The sequence below is a fragment of the Pseudonocardia sp. OZ21 genome (genome assembly GCF_059359135.1).
In genome coordinates this window covers 739,123-764,830 of record NZ_JCADBN010000001.1, presented here as the reverse complement: position 1 = coordinate 764,830, position 25,708 = coordinate 739,123, and the positions used below count along the sequence as shown (strand labels likewise).

15 protein-coding genes are annotated in these 25,708 nt (G+C 72.8%); 6 read left to right on the top strand and 9 right to left on the bottom strand.

Going from position 1 to position 25,708, the window contains the following annotated elements:
- Positions 1–257 precede the first annotated feature (257 nt).
- Both AC5L35_RS03655 and ettA read left to right on the top strand, forming a co-directional pair.
- Positions 258–824, top strand: coding sequence for a single-stranded DNA-binding protein (locus tag AC5L35_RS03655; protein WP_495058051.1), 567 nt, complete (start codon positions 258–260; stop codon positions 822–824).
- Positions 825–849: 25 nt separating this feature from the next.
- Positions 850–2,526, top strand: a complete 1,677-nt coding sequence (ettA, locus tag AC5L35_RS03650) for an energy-dependent translational throttle protein EttA (protein ID WP_495058050.1) — start codon at positions 850–852, stop codon at positions 2,524–2,526.
- Between the two features lie 3,814 nt (positions 2,527–6,340).
- On the opposite strand, the gene AC5L35_RS03645 is transcribed toward ettA, so the two are convergent.
- Entirely contained in the window at positions 6,341–7,216 is an 876-nt protein-coding gene (locus AC5L35_RS03645; protein WP_495058091.1) for a pentapeptide repeat-containing protein, read from the bottom strand.
- Here AC5L35_RS03645 and AC5L35_RS03640 point away from each other — a divergent pair.
- The 3 genes from AC5L35_RS03640 to AC5L35_RS03630 all read left to right on the top strand — a co-directional run bounded on the left by AC5L35_RS03640 (position 7,215) and on the right by AC5L35_RS03630 (position 13,182).
- A complete protein-coding gene (locus tag AC5L35_RS03640) occupies positions 7,215–12,038 on the top strand; it encodes an NAD-glutamate dehydrogenase (protein ID WP_495058049.1) in 4,824 nt (1,607 codons plus the stop codon). The two genes, AC5L35_RS03645 and AC5L35_RS03640, sit on opposite strands and share 2 nt — an antisense overlap.
- Positions 12,039–12,121: 83 nt before the next feature.
- The gene (locus AC5L35_RS03635; RefSeq protein WP_495058048.1) at positions 12,122–12,547 is read left to right on the top strand and encodes an acyl-CoA thioesterase; all 426 of its coding nucleotides are present in this window, start codon (positions 12,122–12,124) and stop codon (positions 12,545–12,547) included.
- Positions 12,544–13,182, top strand: a complete 639-nt coding sequence (locus tag AC5L35_RS03630) for a DUF8185 domain-containing protein (protein WP_495058047.1) — start codon at positions 12,544–12,546, stop codon at positions 13,180–13,182. Before AC5L35_RS03635 ends, AC5L35_RS03630 begins: the two co-directional genes overlap by 4 nt.
- 6 nt (positions 13,183–13,188) lie before the next feature.
- On the opposite strand, the gene AC5L35_RS03625 is transcribed toward AC5L35_RS03630, so the two are convergent.
- The 6 genes from AC5L35_RS03625 to AC5L35_RS03600 form a co-directional block, all read right to left on the bottom strand.
- On the bottom strand, positions 13,189–13,821 hold the full coding sequence (locus tag AC5L35_RS03625) for a LysE family translocator (RefSeq protein WP_495058046.1): 633 nt from the start codon (positions 13,819–13,821) through the stop codon (positions 13,189–13,191).
- Between the two features lie 72 nt (positions 13,822–13,893).
- Positions 13,894–15,483 carry a glycoside hydrolase family 13 protein gene (locus AC5L35_RS03620; protein WP_495058090.1) on the bottom strand — a complete coding sequence of 530 codons (1,590 nt, stop codon included), beginning with the start codon at positions 15,481–15,483 and terminating at the stop codon, positions 13,894–13,896.
- 49 nt (positions 15,484–15,532) lie between these two features.
- Positions 15,533–15,916, bottom strand: a complete 384-nt coding sequence (locus tag AC5L35_RS03615) for a globin (RefSeq protein ID WP_495058045.1) — start codon at positions 15,914–15,916, stop codon at positions 15,533–15,535.
- A 33-nt stretch (positions 15,917–15,949) separates the two neighbouring features.
- A complete protein-coding gene (locus tag AC5L35_RS03610) occupies positions 15,950–16,966 on the bottom strand; it encodes a mechanosensitive ion channel family protein (RefSeq protein WP_495058044.1) in 1,017 nt (338 codons plus the stop codon).
- Entirely contained in the window at positions 16,963–19,065 is a 2,103-nt protein-coding gene (locus AC5L35_RS03605; RefSeq protein ID WP_495058043.1) for a prolyl oligopeptidase family serine peptidase, read from the bottom strand. The genes AC5L35_RS03610 and AC5L35_RS03605 overlap by 4 nt, the downstream gene beginning before the upstream one ends.
- A gap of 181 nt (positions 19,066–19,246) precedes the next feature.
- Complete coding sequence (locus tag AC5L35_RS03600) at positions 19,247–19,909, bottom strand: pyridoxamine 5'-phosphate oxidase family protein (protein WP_495058042.1); 663 nt, start codon at positions 19,907–19,909, stop codon at positions 19,247–19,249.
- Positions 19,910–19,978: 69 nt separating this feature from the next.
- Here AC5L35_RS03600 and pdxR point away from each other — a divergent pair, with 69 nt between their 5' ends.
- Positions 19,979–21,355: a MocR-like pyridoxine biosynthesis transcription factor PdxR gene (pdxR, locus tag AC5L35_RS03595; RefSeq protein ID WP_495058041.1), complete on the top strand. Its 1,377-nt coding sequence runs from the start codon at positions 19,979–19,981 to the stop codon at positions 21,353–21,355.
- On the opposite strand, the gene AC5L35_RS03590 is transcribed toward pdxR, so the two are convergent.
- Positions 21,341–23,887, bottom strand: coding sequence for an MFS transporter (locus AC5L35_RS03590; RefSeq protein ID WP_495058089.1), 2,547 nt, complete (start codon positions 23,885–23,887; stop codon positions 21,341–21,343). The genes pdxR and AC5L35_RS03590 overlap by 15 nt on opposite strands.
- A 172-nt stretch (positions 23,888–24,059) precedes the next feature.
- Positions 24,060–25,685 (bottom strand): L-glutamate gamma-semialdehyde dehydrogenase, encoded by a 1,626-nt coding sequence (pruA, locus tag AC5L35_RS03585; protein ID WP_495058040.1) that lies wholly within the window; start codon positions 25,683–25,685, stop codon positions 24,060–24,062.
- Positions 25,686–25,708 lie beyond the last annotated feature (23 nt).

The window sequence follows — 25,708 nt, the reverse complement described above, 5'->3', positions numbered from 1 at the left end:
GGTGTGGGAGAGTAGGTCGCCGCCGACATCAAACTGTTTGTGGGCCCCCGCCGTCTGGCGGGGGCCCACTTTTTTGTGCGTTTTTAGTGGCACGTATGCCACTCCGCACCGACGGTCTGCGCCTGTCGGTGCGGCGGAATGCGGACTTGTCCACCTTGTGCTGGGCCTGTCCACAGATCCGCCGACAGTCTGGTCCGGCGATGCCCGCCGGCGCACGCTCGTTCTCGCGAGGATCACCAGCGAGCGAGGAGAGTGCGATGCACGAGACCTACACCACCGTTGTCGGCAATGTGGCCACCCGCGTGGATCTCCGGAGCCTTCCCGATGGGACGCCGCTCGCCAGCTTCAGAGTGGCGACCAACGAGCGCCGGCGTGATCGGGGCACCGGGTCGTGGCGCGACGGCGACTCGCTCTTCGTGAACGTCACGTGCTGGCGCGCACTGGGCGAGAACGTGCACGCCTCACTCGGTGTCGGCGATCCGATCATCGTTCACGGGAGGCTGTTCACCAGAAGCTGGGAGAAGGACGGCAGGCGCCAGAGCATGACGGAGATGGAGGGCTACGCGGTGGGGCCCGACCTCGCCCGCTCCACGGCCGCCGTACGGCGCACCAACCGTCCGGAGCTTTCCGGTGCCGAGGAGGCTCTCCCTGCGGATCTTCCCCCCGGTGAGCCCGACGACGACGGTGCAGCGGGCCTGTCACGGAACGAGCAGGTGGTTCAAAAGCAGCGGTCGGCGGCGCCGAACAGCGATGGTTTCCCGCGGTCCGGCGGTGACGTGGGCGCCGCCAGGCCGAGGCCGGCAGAGGCGGGCGTCGGTGCGTGAGCCGGACGGAACTACCATCGTTGTCGTGGCGGAGTTCATCTACAGCATGCAGAAGGTCCGGAAGGCCCACGGCGACAAGGTCATCCTCGACAACGTGACGTTGAACTTCCTGCCGGGAGCGAAGATCGGTGTCGTGGGGCCGAACGGTGCGGGCAAGTCGACCGTACTGAAAATCATGGCAGGCCTCGAGCAGGCCAACAACGGCGACGCCATGCTGGCGCCCGGTGCCACGGTCGGCATCCTCCAGCAGGAGCCGCCGCTGAATGAGGAGAAGACGGTCCTCGGCAACGTCGAGGAAGGGCTCGGTGAGATCAAGCAGCAGCTCGATCGCTACAACGAGATCGCCGAGCTGATGGCCACCGACTACTCCGACGAGCTCATGGAGGAGATGGGCACGCTCCAGGAGATCCTCGACCACAACGACGCCTGGGAGCTCGACTCCCAGCTCGAGCAGGCGATGGACGCCCTGCGGTGCCCGCCGCCCGATGCGTCGGTCAGCCAGCTGTCCGGTGGTGAACGGCGCCGGGTCGCGTTGTGCAAGCTGTTGCTCAGCAAGCCCGACCTGCTGCTCCTCGACGAGCCCACCAACCACCTCGACGCGGAGAGCGTCCTGTGGCTGGAGCAGCACCTCGCCGGTTACGCCGGGGCCGTACTGGCGGTCACCCACGACCGGTACTTCCTCGACAACGTCGCGGAGTGGATCCTCGAGATCGACCGCGGACGTACCTACCCGTACGAGGGCAACTACTCCACCTACCTGGAGAAGAAGGCCGAACGCCTCGCGGTCCAGGGCCGCAAGGACGTGAAGCTGCAGAAGCGCCTCGTGGAGGAGCTCGCGTGGGTGCGCTCCGGGGCGAAGGCCCGGCAGGCGAAGAGCCGGGCGCGTCTGCAGCGCTACGAGGAGATGGCGGCCGAAGCCGAGCAGCACCGCAAGCTCGACTTCGAGGAGATCCAGATCCCGGCGGGCCCGCGCCTGGGCAACATCGTTGTCGAGGTCAACAACCTCGACAAGGGCTTCGACGGCCGGGTGCTGATCAAGGATCTCTCCTTCTCCTTGCCGCGCAACGGCATCGTCGGCGTGATCGGGCCCAACGGCGTCGGCAAGACCACGCTGTTCAAGACGATCGTCGGACTGGAGGAGGCCGACTCCGGCACCGTCCGGGTCGGCGACACCGTGCGGCTGTCGTACGTCGACCAGAACCGCGCAGGCATCGACCCGAAGAAGAACGTGTGGGAGGTGGTCTCCGACGGGCTCGACCACATCAAGGTCGGGCAGTCCGAGATGCCGTCGCGCGCCTACGTCGCCGCGTTCGGCTTCAAGGGGCCCGACCAGCAGAAGCCCGCAGGTGTCCTGTCCGGTGGGGAGCGCAACCGGCTGAACCTGGCCATGACGCTCAAGCAGGGGGGCAACACGATCCTCCTGGACGAGCCCACCAACGACCTCGACGTGGAGACGCTGTCGTCGCTGGAGAACGCGCTGGAGCAGTTCCCCGGCTGTGCCGTGGTCATCTCCCACGACCGCTGGTTCCTGGACAGGGTCGTCACCCACATCCTCGCCTGGGAGGGCACGGACGAGAACCCGGCGTCCTGGTTCTGGTTCGAGGGCAACTTCGAGGCCTACGAGAAGAACAAGATCGAACGACTTGGGGCTGATGCCGCGCGTCCTCATCGGGTGACCCACCGTAAGCTCACACGCGACTGAGCGCTCACGCTCACCCGGCTGGCGGATCACGATCGGCTGAGGTGGTACGTCAGGAGGTCACGTGGGGTTGACGGGCGGAATCGAGAAATCCGGAAAGCCCGATCTCCTCGCGGCCGCCGCATCGCTGCGATGGGTGCGGCCGGATCTCACAGCGGCGCTCGCTGATCACGTCCTCGAGTGGGCCCTGGCGGCCGGTGAGCGGGACATCTGGCTCACCGCTGCCGGCTGGGCCCTGCACGGGCGCCAGGCCACCGGGGACGGGCGCGACACGGCATCGGCCGTCGTCGAGGCCCTGCCCCGGTGGGGCTCGGCGCCGTTGGCCGGCCCCGCGGCTCACCGGCTGCGGGTGGAGTTGGCGCTCGTCGCCGGTCGGGTGGGCGAACGGGGTGCTGCCCGGGCGCTCGTCGCACCGGTCACCGAGGAAGACGCAGTGCCGGAGCTTCGGGCCGAGGCGTTCTGCGTGCTCGCGCGGTGCGCCGTCGACGACGCCCCGGACCGTGTCGCCGCCGCGTTGCGCGACGCCGATGCCGCGTGGTCGAAGGTGGACCCGCCGTGCCGGGAGATCGGTGCGGCGTCCGTGGCGCTCGTGCGGGCCGCAGCGGAGCGGCAGGCAGGCCGGCCCGATGCTGCGGTCGACCACGCTGCAGAGGGGCTCACCCGGCTGGAACGCGGCCGGGAGTCGGGCACAGCAGGCACCCCGTCGGCACATCTCGCGGCGGCGCTCGCCGCGGAGTGGATCTCGGCGCTGCTCGACGCAGGTCGCGTTGCCGAGGCCCGCGAAGGATGCGTCCCGCTGATGCCCCGCCTCACGGCGCCGAGCCGGGCGAGCCGGCACCTCGCCCGCCTTCGGCTGACGGTCGCGAGGACGGTGGCGACCGTCGAGGCCGCGGCCACCACGGTGGAGGCGCTGGAACAGGCCGCGAGCGATGCCTCGGACAGCGACGTCCCCGACCTCGAGGCCGTGTGCCATGCGGCGTTGGGTGCGGTGCACGAGAAGGCCGGCAGGTCCGAACGGACGCGTGAGTCGATGCGCGCCGCCGACGCCGCCGAACGCCGTGACGACGACCGGTCCCGCAGGCTCCGGGCTGCGCTCGCCACACTCGCACTGGAGCCGCCGGCCGGCCTCCCGGCCCTGCGGGCTCGCCGCACCGCGCCAGCGCCGACCACGCCACCCGACACGCCCGATGTCACGGGTGCTCCGCCGAGCGATGATCGTGCCGGCGAATGGGTCATCCCGTGGGACGAGCTCTCCGGTGAGTCCCCGATCGGTGACCTGCTGGTTCGGAGCCTGCGGCCCGGTGGACGCAGTCACGAGCGGTCGGCCGACGACCTGAGGGGCGCCGGCGGCGGTTCCGTCGACGAGGACCCGCTCGGAGTCGCCGGGGGGCTGCCGGGGAGCGAAGCGACGGGCGCCGCCTCCAGCCGGCTGGACGACAGCTGGCTGGGTGCCGACTGGCTGAAGGGCGGTGCCCGCGGCTCCCTGAGTGACGACCTCTTCAAAGGTGGTCGTCTGGACGACCACCTGATGAGCAGCCTGCGCGACGACGTGCTGGGGCACGGTGCGAGCGGACGCCGCCGGCGGAGCGGTGAGCAGCCGGGCGACAGCCGCCCGAGCGCTGTCGGTTGGCTTCCCGGCCTGAACGCCGACGCGGTGAGCGCCAGGCGGACCGGCCGCAGCCGGGCGAGTGACCAACGGACGGACGACGGTGGGCTGAGCGCCGCGGACTGGTTGGCCGGTGGCGTCGGCGGCGAAGTGCTGAGCATCGGCGGCCGTGGCCGGGATGACGAGCACGCGGACGACACCGCGCTGAGCGGTACTTCGCGTGGCCTCGATGACGACGTGGCGGGCGGCGGATCTCGGACCGATGACACCGGGTCGGACCGGCGCCGGTTGAGCGCAGCGGACTGGCTGGCCGGCGGTGTCGGGTCCGTGCGTGACCGAGCGCCGCGTCGTCCCGTCGGGAAGGACGGGGCGGACCGCGACGAGGAGCGCTCCCGCCGGGAGGGGAGAGCACAGGCCTCGCGCCGTGCGCCGCGGCGTGAGGGTGGCCGGTCGGGTGCCCACCGGCCCTTGCGAGTGCTCGAGGATCTGCCCGGCGACGACGAAGCTGGCGGTGGCCGGCGCGGTGAGGACCGCGCTGCGCCGGACGGACGTCGTGACGAGCCGGACCGGGGACGCACCGATCCACCCAGCAACGGACGCCGCAAGCACCGGCTCGACGATCCCTGGGCCACCGGGCAGTGGTCGGTGGTGCCCCCCGCGGCCAAGCCCACGGAGCCGGTCCGGGATGCGGCGGAGCCGCCGGCGCGGGAGCCCGCCGTTCCCGCCGTCTCGACTGCCGAGGCCTGGCTGAACGCCGCACTCATCGATCTGGACCGCGTGCGGCACCGCGCGAAGCCCACCGGCTCGGCACCGGTCCCGGAGCCAGTCGGAACCGACGTCGAGGGGACCGCCGTCGCGATCGACCTCGTGAGGGAGGGGCAGCGCTTCACCGGTGGGAGCGCGGGCACCGTGGTGCGGGCGCTGGCCGACCGGCTCACCGATCGGCTGCCGCCGGGCGCCCGTCTCCGGTTGGACGACGCGGACGCTCTCTCTGTGGTGATGCCGGGCCGGGAGCGTGCTGAGGCTGCGGAGTGGATGCACCGCACGCTGCCTGGTCTCCTCGAGGGCTTCGAGGTGGACGGCGACCTGCCGGGCACGCACCTCCGGGCCGCGGTGCACGACGCCGGAGGTCCGGTCGGGGCGCAGATCCTGCAGCGGCTGGACAGCGGCGACAGCAGGCGCGGGAAGCGCGACGGGGAAGCTCGCTCCGGCAACGGCCGCGCCGCCCACGAGCGCTGGGGTGATCTCGGCGCCGCCGCCCGCTCGGCAGGCAAGGCCGACGCGGCGCCCTTCGGCTCGCGCCGGCGGCGCGCCCGCGAGGGCGGCACCGACCCGGACCAGGACAGCGACTGGGACGCGATGCGGAGCGCCGGGCCGTTCGGTGGCGCATCGTCGGACAGCGATCCCGACTTGTTGTGGGGCGGGGCCGACCCCCTGGAGCCGACGCGTCGGGCCGGCTCGCGATGGGACCGGTCGCGGGCAGCGGCAGCCGCTGCGCGACCGGACACTGCCGAGGGTGCTGCCGCGCACGGCCGGGATGCGGATCGGGACACGGACGCGGGCGCGGACTGGATGCGCGGCCCCGGTGGTGGGAAAGCGGAGCGTCGAGCCGCAGCGCGCGACACGACCGGCTACTCCTGGGGCACCGGTTCTGCCGGGAGCGGTTCTGCGGGCAGCGGTTCGACAGGAAACGGCTCTGCGCGGCACGGTTCGGCGGGCAACGGTTCCGCGGGGAACGGTTCGGCGGGCAACGGTTCCGCGGGGAACGGTTCGGCGGGCAACGGTTCCGCGGGGAACGGTTCGGTGCGGCACGGGTCAGCAGGCAACGGATCGTCGGCGGGGAACGGGGCCACGGATAGCAGTTCTGCTCGGCACGGATCGGCGGGGAACGGGTCCGCAGGGAACGAGTTGGCCGGGAGTGGATCCACTCGGAACGGGTCCGCGGATCGTGGTTCGGCCCGGCCCGGATCGGCCGGGAACGGGTCCGCAGGGAACGGGTCGGCCGGGAGCGGATCCGCAGGGAAGGCGTTCGCGGATAGCGGTTCGGAGCGGAACGGGTCGGCCGGCAAAGATTCGACACAGAACGGGTCCGCGCGGCACGGGTCGGCGGGTAACGGTTCGGCGGCAGGGAGCGGTTCTGCTCGGCACGGTTCGGCCGGGAACGGCTCCGCAGGTAGTGGCACCGCAGCCATCGGGTCGGCGGACAACGGGTCAGCAGGGAACGGGTCGACGGGCAACGGGCGCGTAGGCAGCGGCTCGGTAGGGAGCGGGAGCGGTACTGCCGGTAATGGCACCCGGGGAGACAGCGACACGACCGCCGGCGTCGCGAAGAACGGCCCTGCGAAGAACGGTACGGCGGAGAACAGCGCTGCGGAGAACGGGTCCGCGAAGAACGGCCCTGCGAAGAACGGCCCTGCGGAGAACGGCGCAGCGAAGAACGGCACCGCAAAGAACAGAACCGCGAGAACCAGCACCGCGGCGAACAGCGCCGTGGGCGCCGCAGCCGTCCCGTCCGCCTCGGAGCGGTCGGTTCAGGCGGGTTCGGCGGGGAGTGACTCCACGGCTCGCCGCTCGGCACGCGGCGGCTCTGCCGGGACGGGTGCTGTGGGGGCGGGCGCCGCGGGTCCGGCGGGGGATGACTCCGGTGACGGCACCGCGGGCGGCCGTTCCGTGGCCGCTCGTTCCGCGGGTGCGGGCTCGGCGGCCGAGGGTTCTGCCGGGGAAGGTTCTGCCGGAGACACCTCCGCGGCAGGGAGCGCGGCGAGCAGCACCGCGGAGAACGGCGCCGAACCGGGCGGGCGGCACGACGCCGCGGGCCGGACGCCGTTCCAGGTCGCGGGCGAAGAGGACGGCTCGGGCAACGGGACCAAGCGCCACCGGCACAGCACGGAGAGCGCGGCCGAACCCGCGTCGACCGAGGGGCTGGGGATCGCCGACCTCCTCGCCGGCGCGCTCGCCGCGTACCGGGGCATCTGAGCTGGGGGTCTGATCGGGGCACGCCCCGGGCGTCCGGGGGGCATCCGATGGGCACCGTCCTGGCAGATGGCCAGGGCTAGGGTGGCCGGGTCGCCGACGAGAACCGTCCATGGTGACCGGCCCGAATGACCTGGCCGCCGTCTATCCCCGGAGTTGCACTGTGACGAGCCGGACCCGTGAACGGGACGAAATTCCCGCGCCGGACCCCGAGCTGACCGACCTGGGCGCGCTCTACGCCCGCCACGCTCCCGACCTCGAGAGGGTCACGGGCGACCACCTCCCGATGCTGAAGGCCGCAGCCCGCGGACACCTGAAGCTCGCCCACCTGCGCGCCCGGGGGGAGCCGCTGATCCAGGTGCGCGACCCCGAACCCGCCGCCGCTGAGGGTGACGCCGGCGGCCAGCTGGGGCCCGTGGTGGAGATCGTCACCGACGACATGCCCTTCCTCGTGGAGTCGCTGCTCGCCGGAGTGGGCCGCGCGGGTGGTGACGTCGCGCGGCTGATCCACCCCATCGTCGTCGTGCGCCGTTCCGACGCGGGCGAGCTGACGGAGGTCCTCACCTCGGCCGACCCGGCCGGTCCGCCCCCGGACGCGCTCGTGGAGTCGTGGATCCGGCTCGATCTCACCCCGACGCCCGTCGACGTCGCCGAGCTGGAGCGCGAGCTCGGCCGGGTGCTGCGCGACGTGCGCGAGGTGGTGGAGGACGCCGAGCCGATGGTCGCCAAGGCCAGGGAGGTGGCCGACGCCCTGCCTGCGCAGCCCGTCGTGCCCGGCAGCACCCGGCCCGCGGACGTCGCGGAGCTCCTGCGCTGGCTCGCGGAGGACCACTTCACGTTCCTCGGCTACCGCTGCTACACCGCACCCGACGAGGGCGGCGACCTGCGCGCCGAATCCGGCTCGGGGCTGGGCGTGCTGCGCGGTAAGAACGGCGTCACCGCCGCGTTCGCGCCGCAGGTCGACGCGGCGGACCGGCCAGCCGACCTGCTGGTCCTCACCCGCGCCAACGCACTCAGCCCGCTGCGTCCCGTGCACCCGTACTACCTGGCGGTGCGGACCGTCGACGCCGATGGTCGGCTCGTCGGCGAGCACCGGTTCCTCGGCACCCTGACGGTGGCGGCGCTGCACGAGAACGTCCTCGACATCCCGGTGATCGAACGGAGGGTGCACAACGCCATCCGCCGGGCCGGCTTCCCGCTCGAGTCCTACTCGGGCCAGCAGATGCTCGAGGTGATCTCCGAGCTGCCGCGGGAAGAGCTGTTCAGCGCGAGCGAGCAGCGCCTGCACGACACGGCGGTGGGTGTGCTCGCCGTCGCCGGCCGGCGGGCCGTGCGGCTGTTCCTGCGCCCCGACCCCTACCGCCGGTTCATCTCCTGCCTCGTCTACCTGCCCCGCGACCGCTACACCACCGCGTCGCGCCTGCGGATGGCCGACGTGCTGCAGCGCAGGCTGGGTGGGCGGAGCGTCGACCACACCGCGCGCGTCTCGGAGTCGAACCTCGCACTCGTGCACTTCACGGTGCACACCGACGCGGGCGCGTCCGGGTTCGGTGACGTCGACGTCCCCGCGCTGCAGGACGAGCTGACCGAGGCCGCCCGCACCTGGGACGACCGGTTGCTGACCCAGCGCGACGGCGCAGGGTTCACCACGTTGCTGCCCGGCGTGCCCGAGGCGTACAAGGCGGCCGTCGCGCCCCAGCACGCCGTCGAGGACCTGCGCCGGATCGCCGCACTCGCCGGTCCGGGCGCGTTCGACGTGCGGCTCTACGGGGCGGCGGTTCCCGGGGCGGGGCCCGACGAGCGGCGGTTCAGTCTCTACCTCGCGGGGGCGCCTGCGACGCTGACCTCGGTGTTGCCCCTGCTCCAGCAGCTCGGCGTGGAGGTGCTCGACGAGCGCCCCTCGGAGTTCGTCCGCGGTGACGGGCTGCGCTGCTGGCTCTACGACTTCGGCATCCGGGTGGACGACGCCACGCGCGTCACGCTGGCCGAGCGCAGCGACGATGCCGTCGAGCGGGGCTTCTGCGCGGCGTTCAGCGCCGCGTGGCGCGGTGACGTCGAGACCGACAGGTTCTCCGCGCTCGTGCTGCGGGCCGGGTTGCCGTGGCGGGAGGTCGCGGTGCTGCGCGCGTACGCCCGCTACGCCCGCCAGCTCGGCGCGCCGTACGGGGCGCAGTACATGGCCAACACCCTGCTCGCGCACCCGGCGGCGGCCCGGGCCCTCGTCGCGTTGTTCCGGGCCCGGTTCGACCCGGCGATCGAGGACCGCGAACAGGAGATGGAGGCGGCGCTGGTGGAGGTGCGGCGGCTGATCGACGCTGTCACGGGCCTCGACGCCGACCGCATCCTCCGTGCGTACCTGGGGATGGTCACCGCCACCCTGCGGACCAACTGGTTCCGCGACCGGCCCTTCTTCTCCTTCAAGATCGACCCGGCTGTCGTGCCCGACATGCCGGCGCCGCGTCCGAAGTTCGAGATCTTCGTGTACTCGCCCCGCGTGGAGGGCGTGCACCTCCGGTTCGGGTCCGTCGCACGGGGCGGCCTGCGCTTCTCCGACCGGCCGCAGGACTACCGCACCGAGATCCTCGGTCTGGTCAAGGCGCAGGCGGTCAAGAACGCGGTGATCGTGCCGGTCGGGGCCAAGGGCGGCTTCATCGTGCGCCGCGACGACGCCGGTCCCGACGAGGTCGAGTACTGCTACCGGACGTTCATCTCCGGCCTGCTCGACCTCACCGACAACCTGGTCGTCCAGGACGGTGGGCCGAGCGTCACGGTGCCGCCGCCCGGTGTGGTCCGCCACGACGGGGACGACTCCTACCTGGTGGTCGCGGCGGACAAGGGCACCGCGCGGTTCTCCGACACCGCCAACGAGGTGGCCGCATCCTACGACTTCTGGCTGGGCGACGCGTTCGCCTCCGGCGGCTCCGTCGGCTATGACCACAAGGCGATGGGCATCACGGCGAAGGGTGCGTGGGAGAGCGTCAAGCGCCACTTCCGCGAGCTGGGGATCGACACGCAGAGCCAGGAGTTCACGGTCGTCGGCGTCGGTGACATGTCGGGCGACGTGTTCGGCAACGGGATGTTGCTGTCGCCCCACATCCGGCTGCTCGCGGCGTTCGACCACCGGCACGTCTTCGTCGACCCGGCGCCCGACGCCGCCCGCAGCTTCGCCGAGCGGCAGCGGATGTTCGCGCTGCCGCGCTCGTCGTGGGACGACTACGACCGCTCGGTGATCAGCCCCGGCGGCGGGGTGTGGCCGCGCACGGCGAAGTCCGTACCGGTCGGGCCGGAGATCCGGGCCGCTCTGGGGATTGCCGACGACGTGACGAAGCTCAGCCCGCCGGAGCTGATCGCAGCGATCCTGCGCGCCCGGGCCGACCTCCTGTGGAACGGCGGGATCGGCACCTACGTCAAGGCGTCGGACGAGTCCCAGGCCGCCGCCGGGGACAAGGCGAACGACGCCGTGCGGGCGGACGGCTCCGAGCTGCGCGTGAAGGTGGTGGGTGAGGGCGGCAACCTCGGCCTCACCCAGCGTGGGCGCATCGAGTTCGCCCGGCGCGGCGGGAAGATCAACACCGACGCGATCGACAACTCGGCCGGCGTGGACTGCTCCGACCACGAGGTCAACATCAAGATCCTGCTCGACCGGCTCGTGGCCGCGGGCGAGCTGGACCGCACCGGACGCAACGCGCTGCTCGTCGAGATGACCGACGAGGTGTCCGACCTCGTCCTCGACGACAACCGTGACCAGAACGTGGTGCTGGGCATCGCGCGGGCGCACGCGTCGTCGATGGTGAACGTGCACGGCAGGCTCACCACCGACCTCGTCGCGCGCCACGGGCTGGACCGGAAGCTCGAGGTGCTGCCCGACAAGAAGGGCTTCGCCGCCCTGGAGGCCGCGGGGGCGGGCCTGACCAGCCCGGAGCTCGCCACACTCCTCGCGCACACCAAGCTCGACCTCACCACCCAGCTGCTGGCCACCGACCTGCCCGACAGCTCGACCTTCACCGGTCGGCTGCCGGCGTACTTCCCCCGGCCCCTGCGCGAACGCTTCCCCGCGGCGATCGCCGGGCACCCGCTGCGCCGGGAGATCGTCACCACCCAGCTGGTCAACGAGATGGTGGACGGCGCCGGGATGACGTACGCGTTCCGGTTGGGGGAGGAGCTCTCCGCCGGACCGGCCGACGCGGCGCGGGCCTACGCCGTGACCACCGCTGTGTTCGACCTGCCCCAGCTGTGGGAGGACGTGCGCAACCCGCGGATCCCCACGGCGGTGTCCGACCAGATCGTGCTGGAGACGCGGCGGCTGCTCGACCGCGTGTCGCGCTGGTTCCTCACGAACCGGCCGCAGCCACTGGCCGTCGGTGCCGAGACCGCTCGCTTCGCCGCCACCGTCCGGGAGTTGCGCGCCGAGCTGCCGACGCTGCTGCGCGGCCGCGAGCTCGCCACCGTCGAGAAGCTGTCGGCGGAGCTGCGGTCGTCCGGGGTGGACGGGGGCTGCGCCATGCGGGCCGGGGCGCTGATGTACGGGTTCGGGCTGCTGGACGTCGTCGAGCTCACCGAGCTGTCCGAGCGCGACCGCGAGCCACGCGAGCCACGCGAGGTGGCCGCGCTGTACTACGGCCTGTCCGAGCACCTGGGCATCGACGTGGCCCTGACGTCGGTCAGCGCGCTGGAACGCGGCGACCGCTGGCACGCGCTGGCCCGCCTGGCGCTGCGCGACGACCTGTACGGGTCGCTGCGGGCGATCACCCTCGACGCTCTGCGCGAGGCCGCGCCGGGCACTCCGGTGGACGCGGCGATCGTGCAGTGGGAGAAGGCGAACGCCTCCCGGCTCGTGCGGGCCCGGGCCGCACTGCACGAGGTGGGCACGGCGGGACAGCTCGACCTCGCGACCCTGTCGGTGATCTCGCGACAGCTCCGCGGGCTAGCGCGCTAGGTTCAGCGCGCTCCTAGCCGCACCGTCCGATGGCCGGGCACCCAGGGTGCCCGGCCACCGGCCACCGGTCCGATGCTGAGAGGGTGGGCGATGTGGCTCGCTTCGTCACGCAGGTGCCCCTGCGCTGGACCGATCAGGACTCCTACCGGCATCTCAACCACGCCCGCGCGGTGACGTTGCTGGAGGAGGCCCGGATCGACCTGTTCTTCGACACCGCCGCGGCCGAGGGGCTCCACGGCTTCACCCACGGGCTGCTCGTCGCCGGGCTGAACGTCGACTACCGGCGGCAGGTCCCGTACCGGCCGCATCCGTTGCGCGTGGGGATGTGGGTGGACGAGGTGCGCGCTGCAGCGTTCCGGATCTGGTACGAGATGCACGAGGGACCGGCGGAGGACGACCCGGTGGCGGTCGTGGCCTGGACGCGGATGGCCACCTACAACCTCGACGCGCAGCGGCCGCGGCGGCTGGCCGACGACGAGCGCGGCTTCCTGGAGCGGTGGTCGGCATGACCGCGCTCACGGTGCCCGACGCCGACGAGCGGGGCGACCTCGGCGCCTTCGTGGCGCGGGTGGTGCGGCTCGACCAGATGGCCACGGTGCGGCTGCGCGCCAGCCGAGGCACCGTCACGGCCTGGGCGTCCACCCCGTTCGACGTGCTGGCCTCGCGCGCGGTGCACGGCGTGCTCGAACCCGCCGACGTCACGGTGCCCGCCGCCGGGTTGCTCACCGCGCTGACGGTGGAACGCGCCGAGACGGTCGACCCGGGCGCGGGTGGGCTCTGGCAGGGTGAGCTCCCCCCTGACGAGGGCTGGGCCTCCGTCGACGACGTTCCGGCCGCGGAGCTCGAAGGACTCACCGAGCGCGGGCTCGTGCTGGCGAGGGAGAACGCCGGGCCGCTGGGCCCACCGGCATCCCTGCTGGACCAGACCGTCCTCACCGTCAGCGCCGGGTCGGGGCCGCCGGTCCGGATCCCGTTGCGCTGCCTGTTCGCGCTGTCCGGGATGGGGTTCCTCGGTGACACGGGAGGCGACGAGGCGGGCAGCACGGTGCGGGTGTCGGCCACCGGCAGCTGGATGCGGCTCGACGCCCGCTACGGCGCCGTGGTCCGCCGCCGCGTCACGGCCCTTCCGCTCCTGCTGGCCTGACTCGCGTCACTGGCTGTCGAGGGCGAGCCGCAGGCCGAGCCCGATCAGCACCACGCCGGAGAGCTGGGTCAGGCGCCGCCGTACCGAGGAGCGCGCGAAGATCTCCTTGGACCGGTTGATGAACCAGATGACCAGCGTGAACCAGATGGCGTCGACCACTCCCCACAGGACGGCCAGCAGCGGGAGGGTGGCGGGCACCGAGAAGCCTGCCGGCACGAACTGGGGGAGGAAGGACAGCGCGAAGACCGCCGCCTTCGGGTTGGTGAGGTTGGCGATCACGCCGGTGCGGTAGGACTGCCACCCCGACGGGCCGGTGCCGGCTGTGGCCTCTGGCTGTTCGAACGTCGAGCTGCCGCGCCATGCGGTGCGCAGCGCCTGGGCCCCGAGCACGATCAGCACCACCGCACCGACCACCCGCAGCACGCTGTACGCGACCTCGGACGCCGTGATCAGCGCGGTGAGGCCGGCGGCGGCGGCCACGCCCCAGAGCACGAGCGCGGTCTCGTTGCCCAGCATCGTCATGAGCGCGGACCGGCGGCCGTCCCGCATCGCCTGGCGCAGGATCACCGCTGCTCCCGGACCCGGAACCATCGCGAGCAGCAGGCAGGTGCCGAGGAACACCGCCAGTTCGTGGAGCACGTCCGGATGGTAGGTCGGTGCCGGCGCCGCAATGCGACAGCTGTCGCGGGCATCACGCCGACCCGGGGCCGGTCAGGTGAGCCAGGCCGCCGTGTCCGGCGGCAGCAGGTTGCCCTGGAGCTGCCCGCTGGCCAGCAGCACGTCGCCCGGCGGGAGCGGCACGGCCTCGGCGGAGGCGTTGAGCGCGCACACGAGGGTGGAACCGGCGCGGCGGAACGCGAGGCAGCCGGCAGGCGCCCCGAACCACTCGACACTGCGCCCGTGGAAGGCGGGGTGCGTCTTGCGCAGCTCCACGGCCCGGCGGATCAGGGACAGCGTGGACGCGGTGTCCTCCAGCTGGTCGGCTGCGGTGAGCTCGCCGTACCCGGGCGGCATCGGGAGCCACGGCTCGCCGCTGGTGAACCCGAAACCGGGCGCGCCACCCTCCCACGGCATCGGCACCCGGCAGGCGTCCCGCCCGCGTTCGGTGCGGCCCGAGCGTTCCCAGATCGGGTCCTGCAGCACGGAGTCAGGAAGCTCGGCATCGGGCAGTCCGAGCTCCTCGCCGTTGTACAGGCACACCACGCCGGGCAACGCGAGCTCGACGAGCGCCATCGCCCGCGCCCTCGCGCGCCCGGCCGGCCCCCCGCCGTAGCGGGTGACCGGGCGGGACACCTCATGGGTGGACAGCGTCCACGTCGGCGGTGCGCCCACCTTCTCGACGGCGGCCAGCGAGCTCTCGATGGCCTCCCGGACAGCGTCGGCGTCGAACGAGGCCTGCAGGAGCCGGATGTCGACGCCGAGGTGCAGCTCGTCGGGACGCAGGTAGTGGGCGAACCGTTCGACGTCGCGCAGGCGGACCTCGCCCGCCAGCACCCGCCCCGGGTAGTGGTCGAGCACCGCGCGGATCATGCGGTGGACGTCGTGCACACCGTCGTGGTCGAACCGCGGATCCTCGTCGAGGGTCGCCGTCAACAGGACGTCGGCACCGGGCGTGTCCTCGGAGTCGTCGGGCAGGTCGTCCGGCTTGCTCATGCCGAGTGCGGTGTCGATGTGGAAGCCGTCGACGCCGCGGTCCAGCCAGAAGCGCAGCGTCTTCTCCGTGTCGGCCCACACCTCCGGGTTGGTCCAGTTGAGATCGGGCTGGTCGGGGGACCGGAGATGCAGATACCACTCCCCGGGGCCCCACTCGCCGTCGTCGTGGAGGTCCTGCACGCGCGTCCACGCGGGGCCGCCGAAGATGCTGGTCCAGTTGTTCGGCGGTTGTTCGCCGTCCGGTCCGCGGCCGGGCCGGAAGTGGTAGCGCGCCCGCTCGGGACTGGCCGGGGCGGCGTCGAGTGCCGCGCGGAACCACTCGTGCTCGCTGGACGTGTGGTTGGGCACCAGGTCGATCGTGACGCGGAGCCCGTGCTCGTGGGCGTCGGTGACGAGACCGTCGAAGGTGTCCAGGCCACCGAAGACGTGGTCGACGTTGCGCGGGTCGGCCACGTCGTAGCCGTGGTCGACCATCGGTGAGGTGTAGAACGGCGTGAGCCGTAGGGCGTCGGCCCCCAGCAGCTCCAGATAGCCCAGCCGCGACCGGACGCCCTCGAGATCGCCCACGCCATCGCCGTCCGAGTCGGAGAACGACCGGACGTAGATCTGGTACACCACGGCGTCCCGCCACCACTGCACGGGGGAGATCTTGCCAAACCCCGGGCGACAAGGGGACGAATCGCCGCCTGTCCTTCGCTCAGAAGTCGCTGTTCACCATGCTCGCGGCGGCGTATGTGAGGTATTTCCACAGCTGCGCACGGTGCGCGTCGTCCAGCCCCGCCTCGTCGACGGCCACCTGCATGCAGCGCAGCCACGCGTCCCGCTCGATCGGCCCGACCTTGAACGGCGCGTGCCGCATCCGCAGCCGCGGATGCCCGCGCTGGTCGGAGTAGGTGCGCGGACCGCCCCAGTACTGCTCGAGGAACATCCGCAGCCGGACCTCGGCCGGGCCGAGGTCCTCCTCCGGGTAGAGCGGGCGCAGCACCTCGTCCTCGCGGACCTGCTCGTAGAAGCGAGACACGATCTTGTCGAAGACCGGCGCTCCGCCGACTTCGGCGTAGAAGTTCTGTGGATCGGTCACAGGTCCATCATTCCTTGCCGCGCGGGCGGCGGCTCAGGGCACCGTCGGACGCGTGACGTGCGCGGGTAGCAGGCCGGGGCGGGGCACGCCTGCGTCGTCCAGCGCGTCGGCGATGGCCGCGTTGAGTGCGCGCTGCACGGCGAACTGCTGGCCCGGCTTGACCTTCACCGTCATCCGCAGCGTGATTCCTTCCGGTCCCACGCGCTCGACCCCCAGCACCTCCGGTGCCTCCAGCACGGCCTCGGCCACGTCCTTGCCCGCCACCCGCTCCCTGGCGGTGTCGGAGACGACCTCGGTGGCCTCGGCGATGTCGGCGCTGTGCGCCAGTGGAAGGTCGATGACGGCGACCGCGTAGCCCTGGCTCTTGTTGCCGACCCGCAGGATCTCGCCGTTGCGCACGTACCAGACCGTGCCGTTGACGTCGCGGACCGTCGTGATGCGCAGCCCCACCGACTCGACCACACCGCTGGCCTCGCCCAGGTCGACGATGTCGCCGACGCCGTACTGGTCCTCCAGCAGCATGAACACGCCCGACAGGAAGTCGCGGACGAGGTTCTGCGCGCCGAAGCCGACCGCGACGCCCACGATGCCGGCCGAGGCCAGGATCGGCCCCAGCGCCACCCCGAACTCGGCCAGCACCATGACCGAGCCGATCAGCAGCACCACCGCGGAGCTGAGCGAGCGCAGCACCGACCCGATCGTGCGAGCCCGCTGCGCCCGCCGCTGCGACACCGGACCGCCGTTGTCGCCGGTCCGCAGCCGCCGCGGCGCCCGCCCGACCAGCCGGGTGATCCGGGAGTTGGTGGCGCCGTCGACGACCTGGTTGATGGCCCGGTGGAGCAGGAACCGGGCGGTGCACGCCAGCACGATGATCAGCGCGACGTGCAGCGCCGCGGTGACCACCGTGTCGGCCGACCGGGACAGGAAGTCGTTGTTGGTGAGCCGGTAGATCGCCGCGCACCAGGAGCCGGCGTCGTCGGCGCAGGCCGGGCGCACGGGGAGCAGGTTCTCACCGGAGATGCCGTCGGGGATCGTCGCGAGCACGGTCACGAAAGCTCCAGTCCGGTGTGCGCGGCAAGGAAGGCGAGCTGGTCGGTGGCGAGTGCGACGGTGCGCGACACGGACCGGGCGCCGTGCCCGACGTCGGTCTCGCGGCGGATCAGGACGGGGCGGGTCTGAGGGTCACCCGTGGTGTCGTGCTGCAGCGCGGCACACATCTTGCGCGCGTGGAGCGGGTCGACCCTGGTGTCGGACTCGAACACCGTGAACAGCACCGCGGGGTACGCGACGCCCGGCCGCACGTGGTGGTAGGGCGAGTAGGACAGCAGCCAGCCCAGCTCCTGCGGGTCGGCGGCCGTGCCGTACTCGTCGTTCCACGTGCGGCCCAGCGAGAACTCCTCGTACCGCACCATGTCGAGCAGCGGGGCGGAGCAGACCACGGCCCGGTACAGCTCGGGTCGCTGGGTGAGGGCGGCCCCGACGAGCAGACCGCCGTTGGAGCCACCCATGATCGCCAGCGAGCCGGCCGTGGTGTCGCCCGCGTCGATCAGCGCGGAAGCCGCGGCGTGCAGGTCGTCGAACACGTTCTGCTTGTTCGCCCGGTTGCCGGCGAGGTGCCAGTCCTCGCCCTCCTCACCGCCCCCGCGTAGCGAGACCAGCGCGTACACGCCACCGGCCGCCACCCAGGCCAGCGCCTGCGCGCTGTAGGCGGGCTCGCGGCTGATCCCGAACCCGCCGTAACCCGTGACCAGCGCGGGACGGGAGCGGGCGGGGCCCGCGGGGGTGATCACGAACATCCGCACGGTCTGGCCGTCCGCCGAGGTGAACGTCCGGTGCTCGGTGCGCACCGCAGGCACGGTGACCGCGCCGGGGGCCGCAACATCGAGGACGCTCTGGCCGGTGGCGAGGTCGAAGCGGTGCACCTGCGGCGGGGTGACCAGGTCCGTCCAGCCGAACCAGACGCGTCCCGCCTGCTCGGGGGTGTCGCTGTCGGCGACGGAGAGACCGGTGAGCGAACCGGTGCCGGGCAGCGGCACGGTGCTCAGCGGTGCCCCGTCGGCGGCGTGCAGCGCCAGTTCGGCCACGGCGTGCCGGGCCCTGGCCAGCACCAGCAGCGGGTCGCCCCCTGGCTCGCCCGGCTCCAGCCGCCGCACCGCCTGCAGTACCGACTGCGGGTCCTCACCGACCAGCTCGCGCCAGTGCTCCCGGCCGGGCGTACGCGGGTCGGTGACGGCCAGCCGCCAGCGCGGTGCTCCGTCGGTGGTGTGCACGTACAGCAGCCCGTCGCGGTCGACCCAGGCGTGGCACTGCACGTCGTCGTCCTGCGTGAGCACCGGCGTCAGGGGGCCGGTCTTCTCGCCGAGCTCCGCGATCCAGACGCTGTCGCGCCGCGCCGTGCCGACGTTGCCGGTGACGACGAGCCACGTCCCGTCCCGGGAGACGCGCACCCCGTAGTAGGTGTGCTCCTCGTAGAGCCCGGGGCCGTCGACGAGCTCGTCGGACTCCGTGGGCGTGCCCACCCGGTGGCGCCATATGCGCCGGTGGAGGGCCTGCTCGCCGTCGGGCGCATCGTTCTCACCGACCATCCGGACGAAGACGAACTCGTCGCCCCCGGGCAGCCACGCCACGTCGGAGTAACGGCAGCGGTCGATCGGCGGCTCGACGTCCTCGCCGGTGTCGACGTCGAGCACGTGCAGCACCGAGTGCTCGTCGCCGCCGCTGGAGAGCTGGTAGGCCAGCTGCCTGCCCTCGAGGTCGGGCACCCAGCTGTCGAGGGTGGTGAGGCCGGTCGGGTCGAGCACCGTGGGGTCGAGCAGCACCCGCTCGGTGCCGTCGGCCTCCCGGACGTGGAGCACGGCGTGCTCCTGACCGGGCTCGCGGCGGGTGGAGAACGACCGGCCCGCCCGCCACAGCGGCGCCGACACGGAACCGGCGGAGAGGAGGTCGGTCAGGGTCGAGGCGAGAGCGGCACGGCCGGGGAGCGCGTCGATATGCTGCTGGGTCAGGGTGTCCTGGGCGGCTGACCAGGCCTGAGTGCGGGGGTCCTCGGGGTCTTCCAGCCAGCGGTACGGGTCGGCGACCCGGTGCCCGTGCAGGTCCTCGACGAGGCCCAGCCGCTCGGCGTCGGGGTAGGGGCGGGGAGCGTCCACGCGGGCCGAGGTTACGTCACCGGGATCAGTGCCCCCCGCCCCCTCCGGGCCGTCGCCGGGCGCCGAGCGAATGACCGTCGTCAGGTGCGCGGCAGGAAGCGGGCGACCGCGCACGAAAACCGGGCGACTCGCGGGGGGCCCCGCGAGTCGCCCGTTACGCGTGCGCGAGTCGCCCGCTTTCTCAGTGCCCTCGGGGCCCTCGGCGGGCGCCGACGTGCTCCGGTGCGGGCGCGTCGGACGGGGGGAGCGTCGGGCAGGCTTCGGGTGCTCCGAAGACCGTGCGCACCGGCAGCACGCCCGCCCACCGGCCGCCCTCCGCGATGTCCTCGTCGTCGTCGCCGGGAGGCCCGGTGCGCACCTTGACGCTGGCTTCGGCGAGGTCGATGCCGAACACCGCGGTGGCGGCCAGCTCGCGCGGCGAAGGCTGGCGGGCGTGCTCCCAGGAGCCGGGGGAGAGCTGCTCGACGATCGCGCGCAAGGCGGCGAGCCGCTCGGTGGGATCGGTGACGGCCCTGGCGGTGCCGTGCACCACCGCGCTGCGGTAGTTCATCGAGTGGTGGAACACCGAACGGGCGTAGACGACGCCGTCGAGATGGGTCACCGTCAGGCAGACCGGGGCGCCGTCCGCGATGCGCAGGTAGCCGGCCCCGGTGGATCCGTGCACGTAGACGGTGTCGTCGATCCGCCCGTATCCGGTGGGCAGCACCACCGGAGCGCCGTCGCGCACCAGACCGAGATGGCACACCAGCCCGGCGTCGAGCACCGCGTGCAGGTCGGCCTGCGTGCTGCGTGCCCGCTCGCGAAGTCGTGTGATGGTGCTGCGGGGGGTGGGGGAGAGGCTCACATCCCCTATCGTGGGACGGCCAGTGGCATCGTGGCAGGGCCAATCCCGCCCGAGTTCGGAAGGCCACTCATGGAGCTGCCGCCGCTTCACCTCGACCGGAACGCCGACCGGCCGCTCGCGGTGCAGCTCGCCGACGCTCTGCGGGCCGTCACCGCCGGGGGCACCCTGCGTGCGGGGGACCGGCTGCCGTCCACCCGCGAGCTGGCCGCCACCCTCGGCGTGAGCCGCACGGTCACCGCCGCGGCCTACGACCAGCTGCTCGCCGAAGGCTGGGCCGTCGGACGGCGCGGGGCGGGCACGTTCGTCGTGGGCGCGCCTGCCGGACCCCCGGCCCACCCGCGCCCGGCCGCGCCGCCTCCGCCGGCCGGGAGACGCCGGTCCGGCGTGATCTCGCTGCGCCCGGGCACCCCGTGTCTCGAGGTGCTCGACCGGGCCGCGTGGCGCCGGGCCTGGCGGGCCGCCGCCGACCCGGCACCGGACGTGGGGCCCGACCCCGTCGGGCTCCCGGCGTTCCGGGTGGCCGTGGTGGAGCACCTGCTCCGGCACCGCGGGCTGGCCGCCGATCCCGCGCAGGTGCTCGCCACCGGCGGCAGCACGGCGGCCGTCGCCGAGCTGGCGCGCACCCTGCCCGCCGGAGCGCGCGTGGCGGTGGAGGAGCCGGGGTACCAGCGGGCGGTCGCCGCGCTGCGGGCCGCCGGGCTCACCGTGGTGCCCGTGCCGGTGGACGCGGCAGGCCTGGTGGTGGAGGCCGTCCCGCCCGGGCTCGCGGCGGTGTACTGCACCCCGGCGCACCAGTACCCGCTGGGCGCCCGGCTCTCCGCGGCACGCAGGCTGGCGCTGGTGGAGCGCGCCCGCGCCGAGGGCTTCCTCGTGATCGAGGACGACTACGACGGCGAGCTGCGCTACGACGTCGCCCCGCTGCCCCTGCTCGCCGCCCTGGGCCCGGACGTCGTGGCGCACCTCGGGACCACGAGCAAGCTGCTCACCCCGACCCTCGGCGCGGGGTGGCTGGTGGCTCCCCCTGCCGTGCGCGCCGCGGTCCTCGGGCTGCGCGACCGCACCGGCATCCGGCCCGTCCGAGCCGGTCAGCGGGTGTTCGTGGCGTTCGCCGCGCACGGTGACCTGGCCCGGCACCTGCGCCGACTACGCCGCGAGCTGGCCGAGCGACGGGCGGCGGTGGCCGCTGCGGTGCACGCGGCCGGCCACGTCCTGGAGGGTGACGCCGCCGGTGCCCACGGGCTCGTCCCGCTCCCGGACGCCGGCGCCGAACGGACCGTCGTCGACGCCGCGGCCGCTCGGGGTGTCGAGCTGGACGGGCTGGCCCGGCACCACGCAGGCCACCCCGGACGGGCGGGCCTGGTCCTCGGATACGCGAAGCCACCGCGGGCCGAGCTGGAGCGCGGCCTCGCGGTGGCTCGTGACGTGCTGGCTCTAGCGCACCGCTGAGCCCGCGCCCACCTCGGGCGCGACGGCGGGGCCGGTGAGGTGCAGGTCGACCCTCGACTGCTCTCCCGCGGGCAGCTGCACCCGCACCGCGGTCTGCATCGTGGCCACCACCGTGTAGTGGCCGGGCTCCAGGCCCGAGATCTCGTACGTCCCGTCCGGCCCGGTCGTGGCGGCGGCCAGCGCCTCGCCGTCGGCTCCGCTCACGGCGACCGTGGCGGACGCCTGCGGCGCGCCGTCGGCTCCGGTCACCCGGCCGCTGACGCCGGCGATCGTGGACTGCAACAGGACGTCGACCACCGTGGGCACGTCTGCGGTGACCTCCACCGCGGCGGCGCCGGGGAGGTGCCCCGGGAGGTTCGCCGTCACCGTGGTCCGGCCGGCGGGCACGCCCGCGAGCGTGAACGTGCCGTCCTCCCCGGTGCGAGTGCTGCCCACGACGCGGCCGGAACCGTCGGTGGCCAGCGCCATGGCACCGGCGAGCGGGACGCCGTTGCGGGCCGCTCGTACGGTGCCGGTGACGGTGCCGTCGCCGCGCAGGGCGAAGTGGTGCACGGTGCCCGCGCCGTTCAGGACGATCGACGTCACCTCCGGGCGGAAGCCGGGTGAGGTGGCCACGGCCATGTACGAGCCGGGCGGCAGCCCGCGCAGGGAGAACCGGCCGTCCTGGTCGACGCCTGCGCGCGCCACCTGGCGCCCGTTCGCGTCGGTCACGGTGATGACCCCGTCGGGGACCGCGCTGCCCGCGGCCGTCCGGACCTCACCGATGATCTCACCGGCGACCGGCACCGGCATCCGCGGTGACGGGGCCGTGTCCGGCTCGGGCCGGAGGGAGATGTCCTCGACGAGCTCGCTCGGGCCGGACCCCGCCTCGCCCCCGACCGCGGCGAGCTCCGCGCCCACCGAGGACGCCCGGTCCGTGGGGGTGCGCCCTCCGGTGAGCCACGAGGCCAGCGCCGCGAGGAGGCTGGCGGCGATCGCGAACCAGAAGGCCACCTCCAGGCCGTTGGCGAAAGGCCCGGAGATGAGCTGCGGGAAGAAGCTGCGACCGGTCAGGAAGGCGGCCTGGTCGGGCGGCAACGTGGTGAGCACCCCGCCGAGGAGTTGCTGCACCGGGTTGTAGCCGAGGAAGGCGGCGAACAGCACGGCCACGGGCGGGAGCGAGGAGATCCGGCTCGCGTCGGCCTCGGGCACCCCGTGCTGCAGCAGCCCCGCGTGCAGTACGGACGGAAGGTTCTCCGAGAGCCCCAGGATCATCAGGCCGAAGAACAGGCCGATGGAGAGCACGATGGCCGAGTTCTGGAAGGTCGCGGTCATCCCGGCGCCCGCGCCCCGCGATCCGGCGGGGAGGCTGTTCATCACGTCGGCCCGGTTGGGCGACGTGAACAGGCCCATGCCCACCCCGTTGACCAGCAGGATGGCGGCGAAGCCCGAGTAGGGGAAGTTGATCGGCAGGACCAGGAGCAGCACGAAGCTCAGTGCCGAGATGAGCATGCCCGCTGTGGCCAGCCCGCGCCCGCCGATGCGGTCGGACAGCACCCCCGACACCGGCGCCGCGATGAGGAAGCCGACCGTCAGGGGCAACATGTAGATGCCTGCCCACAGCGGCGTCTGCTCGAAGCTGTAGCCGTGCAGGGGCAGCCAGATGCCCTGCAGCCAGATGATGAGGACGAACTGCAGGCCGCCTCGGCCCAGCGACGCCAGGAGGTTGGCGGCGTTGCCGTAGGTGAAGCGCCGGATCGCGAACAGCGACAGCGTGAACAGTGGGCTCGCCACCCGCTTCTCGATGATCCCGAACAGCACCAGCACGACGATCCCGCCGATGATGCAGGTGAGCACGAGCGGGCTGGTCCAGCCCATGACGTGATCGCCGTAGGGCTGGATGCCGTACGTGATGCCCACCAGCAGCGCGACCAGGCCGACCGCGAAGGTGATGTTGCCCCACCAGTCCATCTTCGCCGGGGTGCGGGCGCTGGTGTCGCGCAGCTTGACGTAGGCCCAGAACGTGCCGAAGACGCCGAACGGCACAGACACGAGGAACACCAGGTGCCAGTTCACCGGCGCGAGCACGCCGCCGAGGACGAGGCCGATGAACGAGCCCGCGATGGCCGCGACACCGTTGATGCCGAGCGCGAGGCCGCGCTGGTGCACGGGGAACGCGTCGGTGAGGATCGCGCTCGAGTTGGCGAACAGGAACGCGCCGCCCACGCCCTGCACGACGCGCCAGCCGATGAGCCAGAGTGCGCCCGCGCCGCCGCTCTGCCACGTGATCGCGAGGAACACCGAGGCGACCGTGAAGATCGCGAAGCCGATGTTGTACATCCGCACGCGGCCGTACATGTCCCCGAGTCGGCCGAAGCCCACGACCAGCACCGCGGTGACGACCAGGAAGCCCATGATCATCCACAGCAGGTAGCTCGTGTTGCCGGGGGCCAGCGGGTCGAGACCGATGCCACGGAAGATGTCGGGCAGTGCGATCAGCACGATCGACGAGTTGATCGTGGCCATGAGCAGCCCGAGCGTCGTGTTGGACATGGCGATCCACTTGTAGCCGGAGTCCGGCTCCGCGTGTGACGGCCCGCCCGCCGGCTCACGCTGCTTGACTGCCGCTTCCACCTAGACCACTCCCGCCAGCGCCATGAGCAATTACTTGTCCCATGCTAACCACATTGGCCGGGAGGGATGTTCCGACGGGGTAAAGGGGATGTCAGCGCTGGTGTGGGTGCCCCGAGGTGGTCGGCGGCACGAAGGTCTCCTTGATGGTCCGCGGGCTCACCCAGCGCAACAGGTTGTAGATCGACCCCGCCTTGTCGTTCGTGCCCGAGGCTCGCCCGCCGCCGAAGGGCTGCTGGCCGACGACCGCCCCGGTCGGCTTGTCGTTGACGTAGAAGTTGCCCGCCGCGAACCGGAGCGTCTCCGTCGCGCGCACGACGGCGGCGCGGTCCCGGGCCACCACGGAGCCGGTGAGGCCGTACGGCGCTCCGTTGTCGACGTGGGCCAGCACCTGCTCGAAGTCACCGTCGTCGTAGACGTGCACCGCGAGCAGCGGACCGAAGTACTCGGTGCGGAACACCTCGTGGTCGTGGTCGGAGCCGACCACGATCGTCGGCCGGACGAAGTACCCGGTCGAGTCGTCGGCCGTGCCCCCGGCGACGACCTCGAGCGACGGGTCGGAGTGCGCAGCCTGCAGCGCAGCCGACACCTTGGCGAAGGCCCGCCGGTCGATCACGGCGCCGAGGAAGTTGCGGAAGTCGGTGACGTCACCCATCGGCAGCGCCTCCACCTCGTCGACGAGGTCGTCGCGCAGCCGGGTCCAGACCGAGCGCGGGACGAACGCGCGCGAGGCCGCGGAGCACTTCTGCCCCTGGTACTCGAACGCCCCGCGGACGAGCGCGGTGCGCAGCACGTCGACGTCGGCGGACGGGTGGGCGACGACGAAGTCCTTGCCGCCGGTCTCCCCGACCAGTCGCGGGTAGGTGGCGTACGACCCGATGTTCGCGCCGACCTGCTGCCAGAGGTGCTGGAACGTGGCGGACGAGCCGGTGAAGTGGATCCCGGCGAGCGCGCGGTCGGCGAGCAGCACCTCGGAGATGTCGCGTCCGTCCCCGGTGAGCAGGTTGATCACGCCCGGTGGCAGACCGGCCTCCTCCAGCAGCTGCATCGTCAGATGCGCGGCGAGGCCCTGGGTCGGCGACGGCTTCCAGATCACCGTGTTGCCCATCAGCGCGGGCGCGGTGGGCAGGTTGCCGGCGATCGCGGTGAAGTTGAACGGGGTGATCGCGTAGACGAAGCCCTCCAGCGGGCGGTAGTCCATGCGGTTCCACACGCCCGGCCCGCTGTTCGGCTGGTTCTCGTGGATCTGGCGGGCGAAGTGAACGTTGAAGCGCCAGAAGTCGGCCAGTTCGCAGGCGGAGTCGACCTCGGCCTGGATCGCGGTCTTCGACTGGCCGAGCATCGTGGCGGCGTTGAGCCGGTCGCGCCACGGGCCCGAGAGCAGGTCGGCGGCCCGCAGTAGCACGGCGGCACGCTCGTCGAACGGCATCGCGCGCCACGCGGGAGCGGCCCGGAGCGCAGCCTCGACGGCGGCCTTGGCGTCCTCGTGGCCCGCGTTGGCGTAGGCGCCCAGGACGTGGCCGTGGTCGTGCGGGGCCACCACGTCGATCCGCGGGCCGCCCGGCATGTGCCGGCGGCCGTCGATCGTGACCGTCAGGTCGTGGTGCTGTGCGCCGAGTTCGGCCAGGGCCGCCTGCAGGCTCGCCCGCTCCGGGGAGCCCGGGGCGTAGTCGCGCACGGTCTCGTTGCGCGGCGGCGGCGTGCTGGTGATCGCGTCCATGGTGGTGCCTCCCCGGGTCAGGT

Excerpts from the sequence above, each read along its gene's own strand:
- AC5L35_RS03655 (WP_495058051.1), top strand. The coding sequence starts at position 258 with ATGCACGAGACCTACACCACCGTTGTCGGCAATGTGGCCACCCGCGTG.
- AC5L35_RS03640 (WP_495058049.1), top strand. The coding sequence starts at position 7,215 with ATGGTGACCGGCCCGAATGACCTGGCCGCCGTCTATCCCCGGAGTTGC.
- AC5L35_RS03645 (WP_495058091.1), bottom strand. The coding sequence starts at position 7,216 with ATGGACGGTTCTCGTCGGCGACCCGGCCACCCTAGCCCTGGCCATCTG.
- AC5L35_RS03630 (WP_495058047.1), top strand. The coding sequence starts at position 12,544 with ATGACCGCGCTCACGGTGCCCGACGCCGACGAGCGGGGCGACCTCGGC.
- pdxR (WP_495058041.1), top strand. The coding sequence starts at position 19,979 with ATGGAGCTGCCGCCGCTTCACCTCGACCGGAACGCCGACCGGCCGCTC.
- AC5L35_RS03590 (WP_495058089.1), bottom strand. The coding sequence starts at position 23,887 with ATGTCCAACACGACGCTCGGGCTGCTCATGGCCACGATCAACTCGTCG.
- pruA (WP_495058040.1), bottom strand. The coding sequence starts at position 25,685 with ATGGACGCGATCACCAGCACGCCGCCGCCGCGCAACGAGACCGTGCGC.